Origin of the sequence: Bacillus sp. SORGH_AS_0510 (genome assembly GCF_030818775.1) — a bacterium.
Lineage (GTDB): Bacteria > Bacillota > Bacilli > Bacillales > Cytobacillaceae > Neobacillus.
In genome coordinates this window covers 1,761,608-1,785,464 of sequence record NZ_JAUTAU010000001.1, presented here as the reverse complement: position 1 = coordinate 1,785,464, position 23,857 = coordinate 1,761,608, and the positions used below count along the sequence as shown (strand labels likewise).

The 23,857-nt window shown below is 40.0% G+C and carries 20 protein-coding genes, 1 other RNA gene, 1 pseudogene and 1 other annotated feature; of the genes and pseudogenes, 3 read left to right on the top strand and 19 right to left on the bottom strand.

Annotation, left to right across the window (positions count from 1 at the left end; translation table 11 throughout):
* Positions 1–84: 84 nt before the first annotated feature.
* The 4 genes from ssrS to QE429_RS08970 form a co-directional block, all read right to left on the bottom strand.
* Positions 85–282, bottom strand: a non-coding RNA gene (gene ssrS, locus QE429_RS08985) — 6S RNA.
* 66 nt (positions 283–348) lie between these two features.
* Positions 349–2,118: an aspartate--tRNA ligase gene (gene aspS / locus QE429_RS08980; protein WP_307286535.1), complete on the bottom strand. Its 1,770-nt coding sequence runs from the start codon at positions 2,116–2,118 to the stop codon at positions 349–351.
* Positions 2,119–2,133: 15 nt separating this feature from the next.
* Complete coding sequence (gene hisS, locus QE429_RS08975; RefSeq protein WP_307286533.1) at positions 2,134–3,405, bottom strand: histidine--tRNA ligase; 1,272 nt, start codon at positions 3,403–3,405, stop codon at positions 2,134–2,136.
* A gap of 84 nt (positions 3,406–3,489) precedes the next feature.
* Positions 3,490–3,734: a binding site (T-box leader), on the bottom strand.
* A gap of 60 nt (positions 3,735–3,794) precedes the next feature.
* Positions 3,795–3,971 (bottom strand): hypothetical protein, encoded by a 177-nt coding sequence (locus tag QE429_RS08970; protein WP_307286531.1) that lies wholly within the window; start codon positions 3,969–3,971, stop codon positions 3,795–3,797.
* 172 nt (positions 3,972–4,143) lie between these two features.
* Here QE429_RS08970 and QE429_RS08965 point away from each other — a divergent pair, with 172 nt between their 5' ends.
* Positions 4,144–5,907, top strand: a complete 1,764-nt coding sequence (locus tag QE429_RS08965) for an N-acetylmuramoyl-L-alanine amidase family protein (RefSeq protein ID WP_307286528.1) — start codon at positions 4,144–4,146, stop codon at positions 5,905–5,907.
* A 34-nt stretch (positions 5,908–5,941) separates the two neighbouring features.
* On the opposite strand, the gene dtd is transcribed toward QE429_RS08965, so the two are convergent.
* The 7 genes and pseudogenes from dtd to QE429_RS24525 all read right to left on the bottom strand — a co-directional run.
* Positions 5,942–6,385, bottom strand: coding sequence for a D-aminoacyl-tRNA deacylase (gene dtd, locus QE429_RS08960; protein ID WP_307286526.1), 444 nt, complete (start codon positions 6,383–6,385; stop codon positions 5,942–5,944).
* A gap of 10 nt (positions 6,386–6,395) precedes the next feature.
* Positions 6,396–8,591: a RelA/SpoT family protein gene (locus QE429_RS08955; RefSeq protein ID WP_307286525.1), complete on the bottom strand. Its 2,196-nt coding sequence runs from the start codon at positions 8,589–8,591 to the stop codon at positions 6,396–6,398.
* 426 nt (positions 8,592–9,017) lie between these two features.
* Positions 9,018–9,530 carry an adenine phosphoribosyltransferase gene (locus QE429_RS08950; RefSeq protein WP_307286521.1) on the bottom strand — a complete coding sequence of 171 codons (513 nt, stop codon included), beginning with the start codon at positions 9,528–9,530 and terminating at the stop codon, positions 9,018–9,020.
* Positions 9,521–11,884, bottom strand: coding sequence for a single-stranded-DNA-specific exonuclease RecJ (gene recJ / locus QE429_RS08945; RefSeq protein WP_307286518.1), 2,364 nt, complete (start codon positions 11,882–11,884; stop codon positions 9,521–9,523). The genes QE429_RS08950 and recJ overlap by 10 nt, the downstream gene beginning before the upstream one ends.
* A 99-nt stretch (positions 11,885–11,983) precedes the next feature.
* Positions 11,984–14,248 (bottom strand): protein translocase subunit SecDF, encoded by a 2,265-nt coding sequence (secDF, locus tag QE429_RS08940; protein WP_307286515.1) that lies wholly within the window; start codon positions 14,246–14,248, stop codon positions 11,984–11,986.
* A 139-nt stretch (positions 14,249–14,387) separates the two neighbouring features.
* Positions 14,388–14,519, bottom strand: coding sequence for a post-transcriptional regulator (locus tag QE429_RS24530; RefSeq protein ID WP_483862226.1), 132 nt, complete (start codon positions 14,517–14,519; stop codon positions 14,388–14,390).
* An 88-nt stretch (positions 14,520–14,607) separates the two neighbouring features.
* Positions 14,608–14,685: pseudogene (locus tag QE429_RS24525) on the bottom strand (post-transcriptional regulator); the annotation flags it as partial.
* Positions 14,686–14,824: 139 nt separating this feature from the next.
* Between QE429_RS24525 and spoVB the strand changes: the two are divergent.
* A complete protein-coding gene (gene spoVB / locus QE429_RS08930) occupies positions 14,825–16,375 on the top strand; it encodes a stage V sporulation protein B (RefSeq protein WP_307286512.1) in 1,551 nt (516 codons plus the stop codon).
* Between the two features lie 198 nt (positions 16,376–16,573).
* On the opposite strand, the gene QE429_RS08925 is transcribed toward spoVB, so the two are convergent.
* Positions 16,574–17,236 carry a DUF421 domain-containing protein gene (locus tag QE429_RS08925; RefSeq protein WP_307286510.1) on the bottom strand — a complete coding sequence of 221 codons (663 nt, stop codon included), beginning with the start codon at positions 17,234–17,236 and terminating at the stop codon, positions 16,574–16,576.
* Between the two features lie 254 nt (positions 17,237–17,490).
* Between QE429_RS08925 and QE429_RS08920 the strand changes: the two genes are divergently transcribed.
* Positions 17,491–17,850, top strand: coding sequence for a TIGR04086 family membrane protein (locus tag QE429_RS08920; RefSeq protein WP_307286508.1), 360 nt, complete (start codon positions 17,491–17,493; stop codon positions 17,848–17,850).
* A gap of 50 nt (positions 17,851–17,900) precedes the next feature.
* Here the strand turns inward: QE429_RS08920 and yajC are convergent, their stop codons facing one another.
* The 7 genes from yajC to QE429_RS08885 all read right to left on the bottom strand — a co-directional run bounded on the left by yajC (position 17,901) and on the right by QE429_RS08885 (position 23,836).
* On the bottom strand, positions 17,901–18,185 hold the full coding sequence (gene yajC, locus QE429_RS08915; RefSeq protein ID WP_307286506.1) for a preprotein translocase subunit YajC: 285 nt from the start codon (positions 18,183–18,185) through the stop codon (positions 17,901–17,903).
* 29 nt (positions 18,186–18,214) lie between these two features.
* Positions 18,215–19,378 carry a tRNA guanosine(34) transglycosylase Tgt gene (tgt, locus tag QE429_RS08910; RefSeq protein ID WP_307290753.1) on the bottom strand — a complete coding sequence of 388 codons (1,164 nt, stop codon included), beginning with the start codon at positions 19,376–19,378 and terminating at the stop codon, positions 18,215–18,217.
* A 4-nt stretch (positions 19,379–19,382) separates the two neighbouring features.
* Entirely contained in the window at positions 19,383–20,411 is a 1,029-nt protein-coding gene (gene queA, locus QE429_RS08905) for a tRNA preQ1(34) S-adenosylmethionine ribosyltransferase-isomerase QueA (RefSeq protein WP_307286503.1), read from the bottom strand.
* A 36-nt stretch (positions 20,412–20,447) separates the two neighbouring features.
* On the bottom strand, positions 20,448–21,452 hold the full coding sequence (gene ruvB / locus QE429_RS08900) for a Holliday junction branch migration DNA helicase RuvB (protein WP_307286501.1): 1,005 nt from the start codon (positions 21,450–21,452) through the stop codon (positions 20,448–20,450).
* A 13-nt stretch (positions 21,453–21,465) separates the two neighbouring features.
* The gene (gene ruvA, locus QE429_RS08895) at positions 21,466–22,077 is read right to left on the bottom strand and encodes a Holliday junction branch migration protein RuvA (protein WP_307286498.1); all 612 of its coding nucleotides are present in this window, start codon (positions 22,075–22,077) and stop codon (positions 21,466–21,468) included.
* A gap of 143 nt (positions 22,078–22,220) precedes the next feature.
* Positions 22,221–22,766 (bottom strand): intercompartmental signaling factor BofC, encoded by a 546-nt coding sequence (locus QE429_RS08890; protein ID WP_307286497.1) that lies wholly within the window; start codon positions 22,764–22,766, stop codon positions 22,221–22,223.
* Between the two features lie 380 nt (positions 22,767–23,146).
* Positions 23,147–23,836, bottom strand: coding sequence for a YhcN/YlaJ family sporulation lipoprotein (locus tag QE429_RS08885; protein ID WP_307286494.1), 690 nt, complete (start codon positions 23,834–23,836; stop codon positions 23,147–23,149).
* Positions 23,837–23,857 lie beyond the last annotated feature (21 nt).

Genomic DNA, 23,857 nt, shown 5'->3' with positions numbered 1-23,857 from the left:
CCCACAGGAGTCTTCGTGACTTCCGCTCCAATCAATAGGGTATAAAAATCACATTGTTTTTTCACATATCAAGAAAATAAATAGAAGAGTCCCAATTATGCCGTCGCTTATGTCCTTCGTTTTGAAACCCGCACTCAGCAGGTGGGTGTCCTGTTTCCGGTATTGTAAGTCCTCTATCCCGTCAATGGGTGAGGCATTTACGCAATCAGAAAAACTCCGGACTCCCGAAATAAAAATGTTCGGTCAAAACTTCAGGTAACACAACGTACATTTCAGGACTCTTCTGGATTGATTTAATCATAACATATTTAGAAGTATGCTTCAAGAATTCATGAAAGCGAATTCTTGTTATTTATTAACATTTAATGACAAATTTAGTTCCTTTAATTGATCTTCTGAAACTTCACCTGGTGCATTTGTTAACAAGCAGCTTGCACTTGCTGTCTTAGGAAATGCAATCGTATCACGAAGGTTTGTGCTGCCCGCAAGTAGCATTACCAGACGGTCAAGGCCAAGGGCAATTCCACCATGTGGCGGTGTACCGTATTCAAATGCATTTAATAGGAAGCCGAATTGTTCCTTCGCTTCTTCAGGTGAGAATCCAAGAATACTGAACATCTTTTCTTGAATGTCACGTTCAAAAATCCGGAGTGATCCGCCTCCAAGCTCATAACCGTTTAAAACAAGGTCATAGGCTTGTGCACGTACTTTTCCAGGTTCTGAATCTAACAATTCAAGATCTTCCCTAAATGGCATTGTAAATGGATGGTGTGCAGCGTAATAGCGACCTTCTTCTTCATCGTACTCTAATAATGGCCAGTCAGTAACCCATAAGAAATTGAAAACACTTTGATCAATTAATTGTAAGTCTTTGCCCAGTTTTAATCGAAGAGCACCTAATGCATCTGCGACTACACTCTTTTTATCAGCAACAAATAAGAGCAAATCACCTTCAGATGCTTCAAGACTTGCAGTCAATGCTTGTGCATCTGCTTCAGAGAAGAATTTTGCGATCGGTCCTTTTAATCCTTCCGCATCTACTTTAAGCCAAGCCAGCCCTTTTGCACCATACACAGCTACAAACTCTGTTAATGCATCGATGTCTTTACGAGAATACTTGTCTGCTGCTCCTTTAACGTTAAGAGCTTTTACTTGTCCGCCATTCTCAACTGCTGCCGCAAACACTTTAAAACCAGAGTCCTTCACAATCTCAGATAGGTCAACAAGCTCTAATCCAAAGCGTGTGTCCGGCTTATCAGAACCATAACGACTCATCGCCTCATCATAAGTCATACGTGGGAATGCAGAAGGAATATCAAGCCCCTTTACTTCTTTCATAAGCTTTGACATCATTCTTTCCATCATACCCATGATATCCTCTTGGCTTAGGAAGCTTGTTTCAATATCGATTTGAGTAAATTCAGGCTGACGATCTGCACGTAAGTCTTCGTCACGGAAACAGCGTGCAATTTGATAGTACCGCTCAATTCCACCTACCATCAACAATTGTTTAAATAGTTGTGGTGATTGTGGCAGCGCATAGAATTCACCAGGATGAACACGGCTTGGTACTAAATAGTCACGTGCCCCCTCTGGAGTACTTTTCGTTAGAATTGGTGTTTCAATATCTAAGAAACCTTCCGAGTCCAAGAAATCTCTGATTTGTTTGGTCACTTGATGACGCATTTTTAAGGTTTCAAAAATTACCGGACGTCGAAAATCTAAATAACGGTACTTTAAACGAACATCCTCAGATGCATCTGTTTTATCAGAAATCATAAAAGGAGGAGTCTTCGCTTCATTAATAATTGTTACTTTTTCTGCCTGTACTTCAATTTTTCCTGTTTTCAGGTTTTCATTAATGGTTCCTGCTTCACGGCTGACAATTGTCCCCACAACATCAAGGACATATTCATTACGAATTTTCTCAGCTGTTTGGAGTGCCTCAGAAGAAGTATCCGGGTTAAACACTACCTGAACAATACCTGTGCGGTCACGAAGATCGATAAAGATTAACCCACCGAGGTCACGTCTCTTCTGAACCCACCCTTTTAATGTTACTTTTTCACCTACAGCTGTTTCTGGAACTTCACCACAAAAATACGATCTACCCTGCATTGAAATTATCCCCCTTTAAGCTTGCAATTCTTTAAATTGTGTAATGAAAGAATGTAAATCAAGTTCTACCTGTTCACCTGTAGCCATGTTTTTCACATTAATTTTATTGTTTTTTAATTCCTCATCTCCGAGAATAGCAACAAACTTTGCTTGCAAGCGATCAGCCGCTTTGAATTGAGCTTTGATCTTGCGGTTTAGATAATCTCGTTCTGCTGAAAAACCAGCCATTCGAAGCTGCTGTAAGAGTCCTACGGTATAATCCTTCGCTTCTTCTCCTAGTGCCGCTACGTAACAATCGATTCCTTGATTCACTTCAAGTTCAATGCCTTCTGCTTGTAATGCAGCTAGAAAGCGTTCAATACTTAAGGCAAAGCCAATGCCCGGCGTTTCAGGGCCACCGATTTGTTCTGCGAGTCCATTATATCGGCCGCCTCCACATAAAGTAGTGATTGCACCAAATCCTTCGGCATTGCTCATAATTTCAAATGCGGTGTGATTATAATAATCAAGACCCCTTACAAGATTGGCATCGACTTCAAAAGGAATATCCAGTTGTGTTAGATACTGTTGTAATTTTTCAAAATAAGCCTTTGAATAATCATTGAGATAATCCAGAATGGAAGGTGCCGTTTTCATCAATTCGTGATCACGGTCTTGCTTACAATCCAAGATTCTCAATGGATTTTTCTCTAAGCGGTTTTGACAGTCGTGGCAAAACTCGCCAATTCTTGGTTTAAAGTGATTTACTAACGCTTCACGATGAGCAGTGCGGCTTTCTTTATCACCAAGGCTGTTAATGATCAATTTTAGCTTTTTTAGTCCCATTTCTTTATACAAGTTCATTGCTAAAGAAATCACTTCTGCATCAATTGCAGGATCGTTGCTGCCTAACGCTTCCACTCCAAATTGGACAAACTGACGGAAACGACCAGCCTGCGGACGTTCATAGCGGAACATAGGCCCCATATAATAAAGCTTTACTGGCTGATTCGCGTAACCAAACATCTTCTTCTCAACGAAGGATCGAACCACTGCAGCTGTTCCTTCTGGTCGAAGTGTTATACTGCGTTTTCCACGATCTTCAAACGTATACATCTCTTTTTGAACAATATCAGTTGAGTCCCCTACACCTCTTGAAAAAAGATCAGTATGTTCAAAAATTGGAGTACGAATCTCTTGATATTGATATTTTTCACAAAGTTCTCTTGCCTTTGCTTCAATTAGCTGCCACTTCTCTACTTCTCCAGGTAAAATGTCCTGTGTTCCTCTAGGAATGCTTATAGACATAGTGGATAAACCTCCTTTTCACAAATCACTTAATATGTAAGTTTTTTATAACACAAAAAAACTCTCGTCCCTTGTATACGAAATACAAGGGACGAGAGTTTATATTCCCGCGGTGCCACCCTAGTTGAAGGCACTTGAATGAAATTTCAATGCTCTTCCTCTTTTACAGTTAACGCCTGCAACGTTCTCTCCTACTAGAAGGACTTTTTTCAGAGAGAAGCCTACGGAGTGTTCATTCATTAAGGCTCATGTAGAAATGCTTTCAGCCTAAGGCATTTCCTCTCTTTTCATGGGGGTACTTAACTACTATGCTCCATCATTGGTTATTTCCATGTATGTTTTATATTTATATAATAATACGGAGCATTGATAGTATTGTCAAGAGAGATTTAGTTTCTCTCTAAATGTTTCTTTAACTTTCTGACATCTCCGATTGATAGCCCAAATTCAGATGCAAGTTCGAACGATGTTGCATGCTGTTCTTTTTCAATAAAATCATGGAAATCTACGCCGAAAATCCTGCCCTCCATGGATTGGATGTTCATTCCCTTTTCACTAAACCTCATATCCATCACCTCTGCCTTTTCTTCGATATCCTTATTATCTCCATCAAAAAAGAAAAACTTGCATAGATGAATTCAATTTCCGTAATAACTGGTCAATTTTAGTAATTAAGGAATGATTTTCAGCTCTATTTACGCTAAAATTAAATTTGACACTAAAAAAAGGAGGGTGTGGATGGTTAAAAAATTTAGTTTCCTGCTATTATCTATCATTCTTATTTTGGGAGTCTTCCTGCCACAAGGAAAAAGCATTGCGGCAACTGGAACCGTTACCGTTACATCTGATACGGTGAATTTGCGAAGCGGACCTGGGCTAAGCTATCCTCTTGTAAAAGTTTCCAAGCGAGGCGAGAAATTTCCGATTGTGAAAGAAAAAGAGGATTGGATTGAAATTGAGTTACCCTTTGGTCAAACAGGCTGGGTGGTCAATTGGCTAGTCACAAAAGATAATCAACAGAAAACAACCAGTTCGAAAACTTCCACTAGCACCAAAGGAAAAGCTGCCATAGCCAATGACGATCAAATAAGAATTCGTTCAGGCCCTGGGACAAGCTTCCGGATTGTCGGTTTCTTAAATAAGGAACAAGAAGTAAACATCCTTGATCAGAACGAAAACTGGTATAAGGTTTCATCCCCTTTTGGCGAGGGATGGGTTGCTAGAGAGTTTTTAGTGGTAAAAACTGCCCAGGTAAAACAGCAAGAACCCGTTAGTAAACAATCTGGTTTTGGGATTGTGAATGCTGATACTCTTAATGTCAGGATGGAACCATCGCAGTCAGGAGCGGTCGTTGGAAAATTAACAAAAGGCACAAGCGTAAGCATTTATTCTAAGCAAAAGAATTGGGTTGAAGTTGGTTTCTCTAATATAAAGGGCTGGGTTAGTGCAGAGTTTGTAGATTCAGAGTCAAAGGCCGTAAAAGATACCACTAAGAATAAGCCAACTGGCATGAAGGGGACTGTCACTGCTAATAGCCTTAGCGTCCGTTCTGGTTCATCCTTAAATTCGGCTATTATTGGAACGGTCTCAAGCGGTCAAACCTATGCAATCCTTGAAGAGAATAACAATTGGGCTAAAATTGAATATAAGTCTGGCCAATTCGGCTGGGTTGCCGGCTGGTATCTTGATCAATCTACTGCCGCTCCTTCTCAATCTGGACAAGCTGTTAAGGATCAGACCATTACCATCCTACATAATGGAACGAATATCCGATCATCTGCTAGTGTACAAGCTAACGTGATTGAACTAGCAAATGAAGGCACTTCATACCCTGTTAAAAATGTAGTAAATGATTGGTATGAAATTAAGTTGAAGAACGGCAAAACTGGATTTGTGGCTGGTTGGATTGTTTCTAGTAACAACGGTAAAAAGCAAATAGAGAAATCTGGCGCAGAAGGTTATCTTAAGAATAAAACGATTGTATTAGATCCGGGACATGGCGGAGGAGATAACGGTACAACAGGAGCAAGCGGGACGCTTGAGAAGGAATTGACACTTCGGACAGCTCGTTTGTTATACGATAAGTTAAAGGCAGCTGGAGCAAATGTTTACTTAACAAGGACTAGCGATTCCTTTATTCCTCTTCCCTCTCGTGTAAGCACTGCACACGCCTATAATGCCGATGCTTTCATCAGCATTCATTACGATAGTAATTTAGACCGAAGCGTTCGTGGAATGACAGGTTATTATTATCATAATTATCAACAATCACTTGCTGATACTTTATACTCGTCGACAGTGGGACAAACCAAAATGCAGGGTCGGGGAGTCCGATTTGGCGATTTCCATGTCATTCGAGAAAATAACCAAAAAGCTGTTCTAATGGAACTTGGGTATTTAAGTAATCCAGAAGAAGAAATGACACTTAAATCAGGTGTATTCCAAGAAAATGCGGCGTCTGGTTTATTTAATGGACTGGCAAGATTCTTCAAAGGAAATTAAAAAAGAGGCGAACTAAAATGAGTTCGCCTCTTCTTTATGCTTTACTTTCGACGATTAATGTCACTGGACCATCATTAACTAATTCTACATCCATCATGGCACCAAAAACACCAGTCTCCACTCGAATCCCTTTTTCACGCAATAAGTCGTTAAACGCATCGTAGAGTTCAACTGCCTGCTCGGGTTTCGCGGCATCCATAAAGTTTGGTCTTCTTCCTTTTCGGCAATCACCGTATAGTGTAAATTGCGAAACCGAGAGAATCTCTCCACCTACATCCAATAGGGAATAATTCATCTTCTCATCCGCATCTTCAAAAATCCTTAGATTTGCAATTTTATCAGCTAAGTAGGCAGCATCCTCTTGCTTGTCTTCGTGCGTTACCCCTACGAGAAGAACAAGTCCTTTGGTAATTTGCCCCGTTACTTTCCCGTCCACGGTTACCTTTGCCGCTTTGCTTCGTTGGACAACTACTTTCATGATAAACTCCTTAATTCATAATTCGGCGAACCGAATAAATATCTGGAATTTGCTTGATTCGGTCAACTACCTTTTGAAGGTGGCTGACATTGTGAATCGCAATAGACATAATGATGGTAGCCATTTTATTACGGTCAGATTTCCCTGTTACTGCTGAGATATTTGTCTTTGTCTCATTAACAGCTTGAAGGACCTCATTTAACAGCCCTCTGCGATCATATCCGCTAATCTCAATGTCCACATTATATTCCTTCCGGTCATTCAGAGATGATTCCCACTCCACCGGAATTAATCTAGACTGGGCATCATTGGAATCTATATTCGTACAATCAGAGCGATGGACTGAGACACCGCGCCCTTTTGTAATAAAGCCGACAATCTCATCGCCAGGCACTGGATTACAACATCTAGATAAGCGAATTAACAGGTTATCAATTCCCTGAACGCGAACACCTGATTCGCGTTTTTTCGTCGAAGGAAATGCTTTTAAATCTGTAATCGCATTGGCAATGCTTGCTGACTGTTCCTTATCGCGCTTTTTACGCCACTTTTCCGTTAGACGGTTTGCTACCTGTAACGCCGTAACGCCGTTATAACCTACCGCTGCATACATATCCTCTTCATTAGCAAAATTAAACTTCTCTGCGACTTTTTTCAGATTATCCAGGGTTAAAATTTCCTTGATATCGAATTCCATTTGACGGATTTCTTTTTCAACTAATTCTTTCCCTTTGTCTATATTTTCATCGCGGCGCTGCTTTTTAAAGAACGCGCGAATTTTATTTTTGGCCTGAGAGGTTTGTGCCAGCTTTAACCAATCTTGACTTGGTCCGTAGGAATGTTTGGAGGTAAGAATCTCAATAATGTCCCCCGTTTTTAACTGGTAATCCAAGGTCACCATTTTACCATTAACTTTTGCCCCAATGGTTTTATTACCGATTTCAGAGTGAATCCGGTAAGCAAAATCAATCGGTACTGAACCTGAAGGCAATTCAATAACGTCACCTTTTGGTGTAAATACAAACACCATATCGGAGAACAAGTCAATCTTCAATGACTCCATAAATTCCTCAGCATTAGCCGTGTCATTCTGGAACTCAAGGATTTCCCTAAACCACGTTAATTTTTGTTCAAAGGTAGAGCTGTCACTAATGGCTTTTCCTTCTTTATATGCCCAGTGTGCCGCAACCCCGAACTCTGCAATGCGGTGCATTTCATACGTTCTGATTTGAACCTCCAGCGGATCACCCTTTGGCCCAATAACCGTTGTATGCAAGGATTGATACATATTTGGCTTTGGCATCGCAATATAGTCTTTAAAGCGTCCAGGCATTGGCTTCCAGCACGTATGAATAATCCCTAGAACAGCATAGCAATCCTTAATGCTATTGACTACGATACGTACAGCAAGTAAATCGTAAATCTCACTGAATTGTTTATTTTGCAATGCCATTTTTCGATAAATACTGTAAATGTGCTTTGGACGTCCTGACAGCTCTGCCTTAATAGAGACTTCACCCATCCGGTTCTTTACTTCATCAATCACATCAACTAAATATTGCTCCCGCTCGGCACGTTTCTTTTTCATTAAGTTAACAATCCGGTAATACTGCTGCGGATTTAAATACCTTAATGCGGTATCCTCCAACTCCCACTTAATCTTAGAAATACCAAGACGATGTGCTAAAGGTGCAAAAATTTCAAGTGTTTCATTTGAAATCCGACGCTGTTTTTCTAAAGGTAAATGTTTCAGAGTCCGCATATTATGCAAACGGTCAGCAAGTTTAATAAGGATCACACGGATGTCTTGAGCCATCGCAACAAACATTTTCCGGTGGTTTTCTGCCTGCTGTTCCTCGTGAGACTTATATTTAATTTTCCCTAATTTTGTTACACCGTCGACAAGCATCGCCACTTCACCGTTGAATGCTACTTCAATATCCTTTAAAGATACACTTGTATCTTCCACAACGTCATGAAGAAATCCCGCTGCTACCGTTGCAGGATCCATCTCAAGGTCAGCTAGAATACCTGCTACCTGTATGGGATGGATAATGTACGGCTCCCCTGATTTTCTATATTGTTCCCGGTGAGCATGTTTAGCAAATTCGTATGCCTTTTTAACTAAGGCAACATGCTCCTCGTTTAAGTAGTTTCGGGTCTTGTCGATGACTTGGTCGGCTGTTAACACTTGATCATTCGCCATGAAATCACCTTTATTTTCATCTCATTTTGTTTATTCTTATTCAATGGTTCTTCTTATAAAATTGTTACTAAATTAGAATGATTGTTTCTATTATCAGAAAAAATAACGAAGATGTAAAGAGATTATGACCTTTTTCCACAAATTTAAAGAAATATGTCGAAAAAATCCATCAGTTCATTGCCTCATTATTATATAGTCTTTGTTAAAATTACCTGTTAATTTCCGCTCCAGACACTTCGCTTTCCGTGGGTGTTTCGGCGAGCCTCCTCGGAGAAACGCGCCTCAGGGGTCTCCCCTGAACCATACTTCCACAGGAGTCTTCGCGTCTTCCGCTCCAATCAACAGGAGATAATAATCAACACTGTTCCTTAATCGTGCAATTATATAAAGAGAGCACTCGTTTTCGGAGTGCCCTCTGGCTTTTGTTTAATAGTGCATTAATGTTAAGATATCATATCCGTCAAGTTTTTTACGACCATCCAGGTAACTTAACTCAACTAAGAAAGCGATACCAGCTACAACCCCACCAAGCTGTTCCACCAATTGGATCGTTGCATCTATAGTACCACCGGTAGCTAATAGGTCATCTGTAATTAATACACGCTGACCAGGTTTAATCGCATCTTTATGAATCGTTAAAACGTCTGAACCGTATTCAAGACCGTAGTTTACTTTAATCGTTTCTCTAGGCAGTTTACCCTCTTTACGAACTGGAGCAAAACCCACTCCTAGTGAATAAGCCACAGGACAGCCGATAATGAATCCACGTGCTTCTGGTCCTACAATAATGTCGATTTGTTTTTCTTTTGCATATTCAACGATTTGGTTTGTTGCATATCTATATGCATCACCATTATTCATTAAAGGAGTGATATCCTTAAATTTAATTCCTGGTTTCGGCCAATCAGGCACAATTGTAATAAATTCTCTTAAATCCATTCTTTAATTGCCTCCTCAGTCTCAACTGACTCTTGAATCACTTGGTCGAACCAGTTTTTTAATTCCTGGAAGGATGAAAACAATAAATCCTTTTCAAGAGCATACTGCTTCTGTTTGACTTGATAAGTTCTTGAGTCAGTTAAATCACGCTTTTGCGCTTCAGTATTCAAAGTGATAAATCCATTGTTTATTGTAACAAAATCCAAGTCAGAAAACACCTTTGACATAAAGATAATTGTTTCCTCTGACCAGCCGCGGTGCTTGGCAATCACATCTCCATGACGGTTTAAATCTAATGGGCCCTTCTTTAATAAGTATCCATAAAACCATTTAAAGTGATCACGCGTCGGAACAGTGCTGAAAAAATCACTCGATTCTTTATAAAAATAGGCATAGATTCTTGCCGGCATTTTCCCTTTTACCAAATTTGATAGAATATCCTTTGATGGCGGGAAGTCTACTAGGACAATGTTTGCCTGATGGCAATCAAAGTCTTTTGCTTCTTCTATCGTTTCAATGAGGGTGATTTCCGTCAAGCTGCTACTATTTATTTTCTCTAGATGCTCCTTATTAAACACAACAAGCTTCCTGTTTTCGGCAGGCACCGTTTGGGCGATATGGTTCATCCGTTTTTGCCCGCGATAGTCAAATAACTGCCATGATTCAACTGCAAGATCATGGATAAAGATTTGTGGTCTACGTATATTGTTCCATTCATTAACAGATAATTCTCCTATTAATGAAATTTTTGAGGCAGGAGAGATTTGATCCATAAGTGCTCCTAAACCAAAGCCAATCCCATCTAAATTTGAACCATTCTCATTAACCAAAACCTTTAAATGATTTTGTTCACTGCCAATTTTTCTCATATTGGCAATATCCACATTATTTATTAGAACTTTTGGTTTAGGATTATCCATACCAAAAGGAGAAAGTAAATTCATTTCATCTAATGAAGTAAGATGAACATCCTCTAGACGAACTTCTTCGTCTAAATAGGTTACGGGAATTAAGTACTCTTCGGTTAGCTGCTCTTCTGCAAGGCTATTGAGCCTGCCTCGAAGTTGATCCACATTTTCTAGATCCAGCGTCATCCCAGCAGCCATCGGGTGTCCACCAAAGTGCGGAAGAATTTCTCTGCATGTCGATAAATTCTTAAATAAGTCAAAACCCTCAATGCTTCGGGCAGAACCCTTTGCAATACCCTTTTCCGAGTCAAAACTCAAGATAATAGTAGGACGGTAATACCTATCAACCAGCCTGGATGCGACGATTCCAACGACACCTGCATTCCAGCCTTCTTTACCGATGACTAATACTTTATTGCTATCAATAGGATACTTTGTTTCAACCTCTTCAATTGCTTCAGCAGTGATTTCATTTACAATAGACTGCCTGGTCTTATTCAAACCATCCATTTCTTCTGCAAGATGTTCTGCTTCCTCTGGGTCGTCCGTTAAAATCAGCTGAACAGCCATATCGGCATCTTCTAGTCTTCCAACTGCATTTATCCTTGGAGCTAGTGTAAAACCGATCGTCTCTTCGTTAATGGAAGAAAGGTCGACTCCGGCTAGTTTAAAGATCGCTCTTAGTCCGACATTTTGAGTCACCTTTAGCTTCTCCAAGCCTTTTTTTGCAATCAGCCGGTTTTCACCTGTTAAAGACACTAAATCGGCAATCGTCCCAATTACGGCAATTTCAAATAAATGCTCTGGAACTTCTCCGTATAGCGCATGGGCAAGCTTAAAAGCAACGCCAACACCTGCCAGTTCTCGGAACGGATAGATGCTGTCAGGAAGCTTTGGATGAATGATGGCAAGTGCTTCTGGTAACACCGGACCAGGTTCATGGTGGTCCGTAATAATAAGGTCAACACCAAGCTCTTTCGCTATAGCTGCTTCATGAACAGCTGATATTCCGGTATCTACTGTAATAATTAAGCTAATTCCAGATTCCGCAGCATGACGGAATGCTCGTTCATTAGGTCCATATCCCTCGGTAAAACGATTTGGGATGTAAAATTGTACATTAGCACCCAGGTCACGCAATGTCATCATCAACACGGAGGTACTGCTTACTCCATCCGCGTCATAATCGCCGAAAATTAGAATAGGTTCTTGGTTTTCAATTGCATCACGAATTCGGCTAACCGCAAGATCCATTCCTTTTAAGAGGAAAGGGTCATGAAATTCTTCCTTTCCAAATAAAAAATACCGTGCAGATTCTACGGTATCTAAGCCACGATTGACAAGCAGTGACGCAACTAGAGGTGTTATTTTCAGTTCATTTTCCAGTTGTTTAACTAGATGGTTTTCAGATTTTCGAACAATCCATCTTGTCTTCGACTTTAACATTCGTGTGTTCACCCCTCAGACTTTACTATTATACAGGAGTAATAAAATGGTTTCAATCAAAAGAAAAAACCGCAGATAGTCTGCGGTTTTTTTTAACAATTAAACTTGTGGTTGATCAGAGTATTTTCTCTTTTCTTTCACGGTTTTAATGACGCCTTTTTTATTCAATTCCCTTGCTTTAAACACAACCCATAGAGAGGCTGCAACAAAGATAGAGGAATAAACACCAACAATTAATCCTACAAACAGGGCAATATTGAAGTTACGGATGGACTCTCCACCAAAAATCATCATGGCCACTACTGTAATTAAAACAGTCATTACTGTGTTGACAGAGCGGGTTAACGTTTGACGGATACTTACATTGACTACGTCTGCAATATCTTCAAACGTCTTAAGACGCTTTTTCTTATGCATGTTTTCACGCATCCGGTCAAAGGTAACGATTGTATCATTGATGGAGTAACCCACAATCGTTAGAACAGCGGCGATAAACGTTAAATCCACTTCTAGTCTCGTAATACTGAAGAAGGCAACCATAAAGAACGCATCATGCAGTAACGAGGCAATCGCAGCAATCGCCATCGCCAATTCAAAACGAATACTTACATAAAGGATAATCCCTAAAGATGCAATCAGTAATGCGATAAATGCATTCTTCGCTAGTTCCTTACCTACAGTCGGAGAAACTGTACTAACATTCGGCTCAGAACCAAATTCCTTTTTAAAATCTGATTTCAGCTTTGCAATTTCGTCTTTTGATAAGACACCAATCATCCTAGCTGCACCAATTTCCTTTTTGTCGCCAGAAATGACGATATCATCAGGATTCAAATTATGCTTTTCAAAAGCACCTTGTACTTTTTCTACAGTTAACGGCTTGTCCGAAAGTACTTCTACGCGTGTTCCACTTGAAAAGTCAATGGACAGATTCAAACGGAAAGCAAATAATATAATGATACCTGCGGCAATAAGAACGCCTGATAAGATGAAAAACTTCTTACGGTTTTTAACAAAATCGATTTTATCAAATCGAGTAGGAAGGTCTAACGTATCAAAGTTTTCAGCAATGTTTTTAATATTTGATGGTTTAACACCAAACCAGCTTGGTTTCTTATTAAAAATTCCGCTGTGGACCCAAAGGCCAAGCAATAAACGTGACCCATATACTGCGGTTAAGAAACTCATTAGGATACTGACAATTAACATTGTAGCAAATCCTTTTACAGAGCTCGTACCATAAAAGAAAAGCACACCAGCAGTAAGAATCGTTGTCAAGTTGGAGTCTAGAATGGATGTAAACGCATTTTTTTCACCAGCTTGGAAAGCTGATTTAATGGATTTACCAACCTTTAGCTCTTCCTTGATCCGTTCGTAGGTAATGATGTTAGCATCGACGGCCATACCGACCCCGAGAATGATCGCGGCGATCCCTGGCAGTGTTAATACCCCATTCATCCAATCAAAGATTAATAAAACTAAATAAATATAAATCGATAATGTAACAGTTGCGATGAATCCAGGGAAACGATAGTAGAAAATCATAAATAGGTAAATGACTGCAATACCAATGATTCCTGCTAAAATTGTATCATTTAATGCCTGCTCCCCAAATTTAGCACCAACTGAAGTAGAATACACTTCTTTCAGCTTCACTGGTAATGAACCTGCATTTAATAGTGAAGCCAATGTTTTAGCTTCATCAGCTGTGAAACTTCCGACAATGGAAACTGAATCTTGGTTAAATATTTGCCTTACAGTTGGGGCTGACAAATATTTTGGATTTGGTTTTGCTACTTCTTTTTTAAAGGAATCTTTTCCTTCTTGAAAATCAAGCCAAATAACTAGGACATTATTTGGAGCCATATTCATAATTTCTTCTGATACTTTACGGAACTTATCTGCGCTCTTTAATGATAAGGAAACGCTTGGTGCTCCGTTTTCGTCAAACGTTTGTTTCGCTCCACCCTGTTTCAGGTCCGAGCCATCCATCATTAGACGGTCATTCGCATCACGGAAGGTTAAGTTCGCTTGCGTAGAAAGGATTTCACGGGCTTTGTTTTGGTCTTTAACTCCAGCTAACTGGACACGAATCCGGTCCTTTCCTTCAATTTGGATACTCGGTTCACTTACACCCAGAACATTGATCCGCTTATCCAGTGCTTCAGCTGTACTTGCTAAAACTTCCTTATCAATTTTTTGACCTTTTTTGGCTGGCTTAACTTCGTATAAAACTTCAAAGCCCCCTTGAAGGTCTAGTCCAAGCTTAATGTTGTTTAGGATGTTCTTCGCTGTTGCCCCCATTGTGCTCCCAATAATGAGGACCACAAGAAAGAAAGCAATAATTCTACTACGTTTTACCATTATGTATTGTTCCTCCTTAGTGCATGTGCGTTCGCACTGTTACATAAAACCCTTCCAAGCTCTATAGAAAAATAATAAAAAAGTCACTGCTACCATTATGGAATAAGTAAGAAAAGCTGTCAATTTGAAAAACGTGAGATTATTTTAATAACTCTTTCAATTCATCTTCATTATCAAAGGAAAACTCAGCTGTTTTATATGCCTCAATGGTTGCATAACTCATATAATCGCTTACTCTTACAGTGAAAATTTCTTGGATAACCTCGTACAACTTCATTTCTTCTTTTATTTTTTTCCACTTTGTTCTTACATAAGAATTCCCAAAGTTCGTTCTCTGAGACAGAATCGTAACCAAGCAAGTGAAATTCCGATAGTTTACTTGCTAATGCTGGCTTTACTTGGGTACGAAATTGGTTGTATACGTGGCTATTATCCATTCAAACTGCCCCCTTGGCAAAATCCCTTAATTAATTGACTTCAAACAAAAAGCTCATACAACTTGTCATGCTTTGTCCACCTCTAGGCATATAGTTAATTGTATATGAATTCTTCTTTTTTGAGAAGGTGGGAATCACGATGTCAAAGTTTTTAAAAGGGACGTTTATCCTATTAATTGCAGGATTAATTACAAGGGTACTTGGTTTTGTTTATCGAATTGTTCTAGCCCGGAGTATCGGTGAGGAAGGCGTCGGCTTATATATGATGGCATACCCCACATTTATTCTTGTGGTTACGATTACACAGCTTGGCCTTCCAGTCGCTATTTCTAAAAATATAGCAGAGGCAGAGGCTAGGAAAGATTATGGAGAAATCAAAAAGATTCTAGTAGTCTCACTGGCGATAACAATTGGATTATCCATCATTATCACCCCAGCTTTACTTTTACTTGCGCCATTACTATCAACCACACTTTTTACTGATCCAAGAACATATTATCCTTTGATGGCAATTGCTCCCGCACTACCAATTATCGCTATTTCTTCCGTGTTGAGAGGATATTTTCAAGGGCGGCAAAACATGCGTCCGTCAGCCATCTCTCAAATACTAGAACAATTTGTAAGAATTACCATTATTGCTACTGCAACAAAAACATTCATGCCCTATGGAGTCGAATATGCGGCAGCAGCAGCGATGGGAGCTTCTGTATTAGGTGAGTTACTGTCACTCCTCTACCTTTTAACCATGTTCAAATTAAAGAAACGGTTTAAGCTAAGGAAGAACTTTTTTCAATTTGTTCACAAGGGAAAAAGAACATTTAAGGAGTTAATGGAGATTGCAATTCCAACAATGGGTAGCCGTATGATTGGTTCGATTGCCTGGTTTTTTGAGCCCATCGTGGTTGCGCATAGTTTAGCTCTGGCCGGTGTCATTGCTGTGAATGCAACGAAACAATATGGAGCATTGACAGGATACGCTATGCCACTATTAATGCTGCCTTCTTTCGTTACTTTTTCCCTGGCAACATCACTCGTTCCGGCAATCAGCGAGGCTAACTCTCAAAATAACTTCAAATTAATTGAGTATCGGCTCCAACAGGCATTAAGATTTGTCTTCTTAACAGGAGGGCTTGCCGTGATTGTCCTTTATGTCCTTGCTGATCCGCTTATGCAGCTTATGTATGGTTCTACCAAGGGAGCCTATTTCATCCGACTCATGGCGCCGTTCTTCTTGTTTTTTTACTATCAAGGACCACTACAAGCTGTACTGCAAGCACTAAACCTCGCTCGGGCAGCTATGATCAACAGTCTCATTGGTGCAGTTGTTAAAACAGCAGTGATTTTTCTACTCGCCTCCCAACCTGCATTTGGAATTACTGGAGCGGCCCTAGGAATTATTGTTGGCTTCGTACTTGTTACCGGCCTTCATTTTGCAACCGTTTTAAAGCGGGTCTCCTTTTCATTTTACATCCTGGATTATGTAAAAGGCTTCTTGGCAATGGGTGCCTCTGCATGTTGTGGGTACTGGCTTTTCGAAAATCTATTTACAAATGAACATTTAGTGTTACGTGTTGGTACGTCTGCCCTATCCATGACTATAGCTTATTCTTTCCTGCTTTTAATCCTTGGCTTAATTAAAAAGGATGAGCTGAAGCGAATCCCTTGGATTGGCAAATTTATCACTGTATAAGAAAAGCGCAAGCGCCTTGGTCAGCCCCGACAGGCAAATGTTCTTCGGCAAGAAAAGTCGCTCTTTGACTTTACTTGCCGAAGGTTATTTGACCCGAGGGGCTAGGCGCTGGAGCTCGACAATTCTCAATGTAGAATTTTAGACTTTCTTATCATTAAACAAAAGAAGACACGCTCCTCTGAGCATGTCTTCTTTTGTTTACTCATCCTGCAAGTCAATATAAAATTCGCCATTCTCATAGCTGCAAAAGGAAATTTTTTTCACATCACGATATCCCTTTTTTTTCAACTCCTGGCGCAGCCAAAGATTGGTTTTGTTAATTCTTTTCAAGTTCTCCTCTTCTATCGCCCCATCTAAAATTAACGGAATGGTTATATCTCCCTGCTTTTTTTGATTTTTTTTGTTACTTTTTATTTTCTCAATTACCGATAAACTGCCCGATGATTCTAGTATGGCAAATTCTACATCTGCGATACTGCGAATGTCCTTCTCCCTTAACTGGGTCATTAAGTCGTCAAAATTGTATCTTTGCCTTCGCATGGCTTTTTCATCAATTTTTCCGCGGTTGATAATTATGCTCGGATCACCATCGACAAGATCCCGAAACTTTTTACTTTTCAGTGAGATAAAGGCAAGGGTGATTTGAATAATCATTAGTAATACCATTGGTATAATCGAATGTATCAGTGGATCCTTTGTATTCTCAATAGCGATAACGGCCATTTCACCGATCATAATAAAAACTACTAGATCCAGGATACTCAACTCACCAATCTCTCTTTTTCCCATTAATCTAAAGATAACAATAATCATTAAATACAAGAATAAGGTCCGTAAGATGATATTGAAATAAACTTCCACTTTATGTTCTCCCCTTTTTCAGTCGTATTCATTGTTTGCAGTTTTAGGAAAAAAATAAGGAGAATTATTTTCCAATACATTTAAAAATAGGAAAACAAAAAAATTTTTATTCTACTTTTCTCCGTTCCCGAATACGCTTGTACTAGGAAAAAAACTGTATCTAAGGCCTAAGACTTTCAAGAAATGAGGGTAAAGGCCTGGGTAACTGAAGGAGGAGAGCTAAAATCGAATCAAAAAGCTTTGGTACATCCATTTTGTACGGATTAATTTTTATCTTTGCCTTTGCCGTCATTTCCAGTCTAATTTTTGCCTTTATTCTAAGGTTTACATCAGCTAGGGAAGACTCACTTCAATATGTAATAACAGCCTTATCATTTATTGGGCTTTTTGGAGGAGGATTTCTTTCAGGTGGAAAGAGAAAAGAAAAGGGCTGGCTAATTGGGGGAATAACAGGTCTAATTTACTCTATTGTCGTTTTCTTATTTCAATACTTAGGTTACGATCGCCTCTTTTCTGCTGAGCAGGTAATCTATCACACTTGCTACACACTGATTGCTATGATGGGCGGTATCCTAGGAGTAAATATTTCAACAAGCAATACAAGATCGGCATAATTATAATGAAAAAGGAAGCCATTTTGAAGACGGCTTCCTTTTTTGTGCAATTATTTCGTTAAACTTACGCCTTCACCAGCTTCAGTGACTTCACGAATAGCAGAACGATCGTATGTAAGACGGCTGCCATCTCCACACTTAATGACTACCTTATTATCATCAATTGAGTCAATAAAACCGTGTAATCCACCGATTGTAACGATTTTATCCCCTTTTTTCAATTCGTTTTGCATGTTCGCAACCGCTTTTTGGCGCTTTTGCTGTGGGCGGATTAATAGGAAATAAAATAACACAAACATTAAAATTAATGGAATGATTGTACTAATTCCTTGCATTTTTGTTTCCCTCCTTTCAAAAATTTCTATTAGAAATTTTTCGCGTTTGGTTTATTAAAACCATAACGTTCAAAAAACTCTTCGCGGAAATCACCAAGCCGGTCTTCCATGATGGCTTGTCTGACCTTCTCCATTAATCTTAACAGAAAATATAGATTATGGTAAGACGTTAAACGAATTCCGAATGTTTCATCACATTTAATTAAGTGACGAATATAGGCTCTGCTATAATTTCGGCAAGTGTAGCAATCGCAATTTTCATCCAGCGGACCAAAATCTCTCGCAAATTGTGCATTTTTGACTACTAGTCTACCCGTACTTGTCATTAAAGTCCCGTTTCTAGCGATTCGGGTTGGCAATACGCAGTCAAACATATCAATTCCGCGGATCGCTCCATCAATTAATGAATCCGGTGAACCTACACCCATTAAATATCTTGGTTTATTGTTCGGTAAAAGTGGTGTTGTGAACTCGAGAACGCGATTCATCACATCTTTTGGTTCTCCAACCGATAGTCCACCAACAGCATAACCTGGGAAATCCAGAGAGACAAGGTCCTTTGCGCTTTGTTTCCGAAGTTCCTCGTATTCTCCTCCTTGAACAATCCCAAAAAGTCCTTGGTCTTGCGGACGTTGGTGAGCAGTTAAACAACGCTCAGCCCATCGTGACGTGCGTTCCACTGATTTTTTCATATACTCAAAGCTTGCAGGATATGGTGGGCATTCATCAAATGCCATCATAATATCTGAGCCTAGGGCATTTTGAATCTCCATGGCTTTTTCAGGGGAAAGGAATAACTTTTCCCCGCTCATATGGTTCCTAAAATGAACCCCTTCTTCTTCGATCTTACGGAACTCACTTAAACTGAAAACCTGAAAACCACCAGAATCGGTTAAGATGGCACGGTCCCAGTTCATAAATTTATGAAGGCCGCCAGCCTCCTTAATGATTTCGTGGCCAGGTCTTAGCCAAAGGTGATAGGTATTACTTAAAATAATACCGGCACCCATTTCCTTCAAGTCTTCAGGTGACATAGTTTTTACCGTTGCAAGTGTTCCTACCGGCATAAATGCAGGTGTGTCAAACGATCCATGCGGGGTGTGCACCCTACCAAGGCGCGCTCCCGTTTGTTTACATGTTTTAATTAATTCGTAGCGAATGGCAGTCAAATTTCTATCTCCTTCCGTGTGCATAAGCTTAGATGAGTAACATCGCATCTCCAAAACTGAAGAAACGATAACGTTCTTGAACAGCCGTCTCATAGGCATGCAAGATGTTCTCTCTTCCAGCTAATGCACTGACAAGCATAATCAAGGTTGATTTAGGCAGATGGAAATTTGTAATCATTCCATCGATTGCCTTAAAGGTATAGCCAGGGTATATAAAAATATTCGTCCAGCCGCTGCCTTCAACAAATTTTCCATCATTTGCAGATGCAATAGTCTCCAATGTCCTTGTTGAGGTCGTTCCGACCGAGACAATTCGTCCCCCGTTGTTTCTAACTTCATTTAGTAATCGGGCTGTTCCATCTGTCATCATGTAAAACTCAGAATGCATATCATGCTCCAACACATCGTCCACATTGACAGGACGGAAGGTGCCAAGACCCACATGAAGTGTGATAAACGCGATGTGAACGCCTTTTGCTTTAATTTCTTCCAATAAGCTTTCTGTGAAATGAAGACCCGCAGTTGGAGCTGCAGCCGATCCAGGCTCACGTGCAAAGACCGTTTGGTATCTTTCCCGATCATCCAACTGTTCTTTTATGTATGGCGGCAGTGGCATTTCACCTAATTGATCAAGAACCTCGTAAAAAATCCCATCATACTTGAATTCCAATACTCTTCCGCCGTGTTCAGAGGTGCCCGTACAAACTGCAGTTAAAAGACCATCGCCAAAGTCAAGGACAGTCCCTTCCTTCACTCGCTTTGCCGGTTTAATAAGTGTTTCCCACTGGTCACCTTCCAACTGTTTTAAAAGCAGGACTTCAATTTTGGCGCCAGTATCTGTTTTAACACCAAAAAGGCGTGCAGGCAATACCCTTGTGTCATTTAAGACAAGGCAATCCCCTTCACGCAAATACTCGGTAATATTTTTAAATACTTCGTGTTTAATCTCACCTGTTTGCTTATTTAAGACCATTAATCGGCTATCGGTCCGATTTTTCAGTGGAACTTGAGCGATTAATTCCTCAGGTAAGTGAAAATCAAATAAATCTACTTTCATATTATGACATCCCTAATCTGTATTAAAATGTGTTACTTATTGTTGTGCAGGCTGTTCCATCCCGAAATGCTGATAGACAGCTGCTGTTACTACCCTGCCTCTAGGTGTTCTTTGTAAAAAACCGATTTGCAGGAGATAAGGTTCATACACATCTTCAATCGTCTCTGCTTCTTCACCAATCGAAGCAGCAATTGTATCAAGACCGACTGGACCACCACGAAACCTTTCGATAATACCTTTTAATAACTTGTGATCAATATGATCTAGACCAAGACGGTCTACCTGCAGTAATTCTAACGCTTCTCTTGCAAGCAGCAGGTTTATTGTACCATTCCCCTTAACTTGTGCAAAATCCCGCACCCTTCTAAGTAGGCGGTTTGCAATTCTCGGGGTGCCCCTTGACCTTCTAGCAATTTCTGTTGCTGAAGGCCCGTCAATCTCTGTTTCAAACAACTCCGCTGTTCGTAAAACAATATCTTTTAGCTGTTCTTCTTTATAATACTCGAGCCTGCTTAAAACTCCAAATCGATCGCGTAAAGGAGCAGATAATGAACCAGCTCTCGTTGTCGCTCCCACTAAGGTAAACGGAGGAAGGTCAAGCCGAACGGAGCGCGCACTAGGACCTTTACCAATCACAATATCCAGACAGAAATCTTCCATTGCCGGATACAAAACCTCTTCAATTGTCCGAGGCAGCCTATGGATTTCATCAATAAATAATACATCGCCTGGCTCAAGCGCAGTAAGAATCGCAGCTAAGTCCCCGGGCCTCTCAATAGCTGGACCAGCAGTGGTTCGGATGTTCACACCCATTTCATTGGCAATAATGACCGCTAGGGTCGTCTTTCCTAAACCAGGAGGACCATAAAGTAGTACATGGTCTAACGTTTCATTCCGAAGCTTTGCAGCCTTTATAAAAATTTCTAAGTTTTCCTTTACTTGAGTCTGTCCGATATATTGCTTCAAAGTTTGCGGTCTCAGACTTTGTTCAAGACTTATTTCACTCTCGTTTACTTCACTCGAAATAATCCGCTCATCCATCCATCCTCACCACCTATTTTAAAAGCCGCTTAAGTGCATTTTTAATGTATTGGTCTGTTGACAGCTGTTCTTTTCTTAATTCAGGTGAAATCTTTTTGATTTCCTTTTCTGAATATCCGAGAGCCTTTAAAGCAAGAACTGCTTCTTCAAAAGCAGAATTGGTTTCTTGAGTATGTAAAGAAAGTTGATCTGCATTAAATAAGTTAGGGAAGAAATCAGGGACAATGTCTTGTAATTTTCCTTTTAAATCAAGAATCATTTGTCGAGCTGTCTTTTTCCCTACCCCTGGAAATTTAACAAGGAAACCTTCGTCTTCATTTTCAATTGCTGTAACCACCTGCTGTACTTCACCAGACGCAAGAATGGCAAGTGCTCCCTTTGGTCCAATCCCAGATACATTTAACAGCTTTGTAAACAGCCTTTTTTCTTCTCTCGATTCAAACCCGTAAAGGGCCATGATATCTTCACGCACATAATGATACGTATAGACTGTTACCATTGTTTCCATTTTACCAGAATAAATAAACGGATTCGGTGTGGATATTTGATAGCCAATTCCGTTGTTCTCAACCACAATATATTCTGGACTAACGAATTCAACGGTCCCTTTTATAAATTCAAACAATACGATTCTCTCCTCTAGTTCCTGTAGCTTCTAAATACGCACTGTCTTTCATTTTAACATAAGAATGAAAAGGAATTGAAGAAAATAGCTGTGAGAAAGAAAAAATCAGGCTGATGCAACTCAGTCTGATTGAAAGTAGATTATTATTTTTTTAGCGAATAAGGCTTAAACGTTTCTAGCACTTCGACGTAATGGTCCTTTGATTTGATTGGTATCCCTTGCAGTAATTCTTCTTGTGTTTTACTTTCTAGTTTTTTGATATCTATTTGAAAAAAAGATTGAATGATTTTGAAATGGTCTGGTCTGCCATTAAATATGGTCAGCACCCCGTCTTCCGTAATTCCAAAGAAGCCATTTGCTTTTAGCAGTGGGGAGATATCGTCTACCTGCCTTCTAAACACAAACGTGGTGTCATCCATATCCACCATCTGCCACTGGTCGTATTTTGCCCAAAAGTTCTCCATGGACCAACAAGTCTCGTGAATGACCTCCTGGCTGATTTCGCCATCTACATAGACATTTTCTAGAATGACGGTAAAGTGCAGCGGTTCTTTCTTCTGCTGTCTTTCTACTGGTTCCTGTAGTGCAGCGGAGCCTGTGATTCCTGGAGCCCAGCCACTATACATGAAGAAAGTAACAGCAAAAACGGCTATTCCGAACCGGTACATTGCTATCCAAGTGAACCTCATGCTCCTCACCTCTATTTGTTAAAAATTGAACAATATTTACATTCCTAGTTTAGCCTTAAATTGGCTTTTTATCCCTAGAGTATTTTTCGTAAGAAAAGAGCAGAGCCCTGGGCGTTCCTGATCAAGAAGACTGGTCAAATTTGCGAAGCGTAGACAGAGTTCTATTCGCACTTAAGTGTACAAAAGTCCTTAAGGGAACCTTGCCACGAGCATTAGAAACCCTCCCTATTTACCGGTCGCGCTTTCTTTCACTTTCCATGGGCATTAGGGCTTCTTTCCTTTAGATTGGAACATAAAATACTACATTATCAAGGACTTTATCTGTGACAATTTTTTAACATCAAGAAAAGAGCAAAGCCCAAAAAGCTTTGCTCCTTTCTTTATTGTCCCCATTTATGTGGTTGACTGTCATTATGCTTGTTACGGTCGCGTCCCATGGTACCTTCGTCCGTTATCACCGTAACGTCTCTTCCCTTTGTATAGGGTTGAACGGCATTCTTAATCGCTCTTTTTGTTTCAGCTTTCTTTTTGTCATTCACTAATTTGACTGAAACAATAACTGTATTCCCATAGGCAACCGAACGTACATCCTGTACATTATCGACAGATGCTACTTTCCTTCTGATTTTTGCCGTAACACTATCTTGAAAGTCCGGGTTGGTAGCTACCCCAGTGTTACCGGTGTTTTTACTTAAATGTCCGTGATAGTTCATATCACTGGTGCTAAAACGGTTATCACGTTGGAAAAAATTCCGATCCTTTTTAGCTAAAGGCTTGGTCGGATTTATTGGATTACCATTTTCATCCCGATTCTGAAGGATTTTTCTATTATGGTCTGTGGTAAGCTGGTCCTCGTTTCCGATGGTATGATCCATGATTTCTGTTACCCCACCGTCATTATCACCGAATAGATTATCTTGTGAAGGGTGATTCTCATTGGAGTAGTAGCCCATCGGCTGTGCGGAGCTATTATTCCTACTAACTCCCGCTCGATTACTATCATTAGTACATCCTGCCAGCCCAATCGACAACATGGCTGAAAGAGGAATAATCCACTGTTTCTTGTTCAAGCGAAAAACCCCCTTAAATAA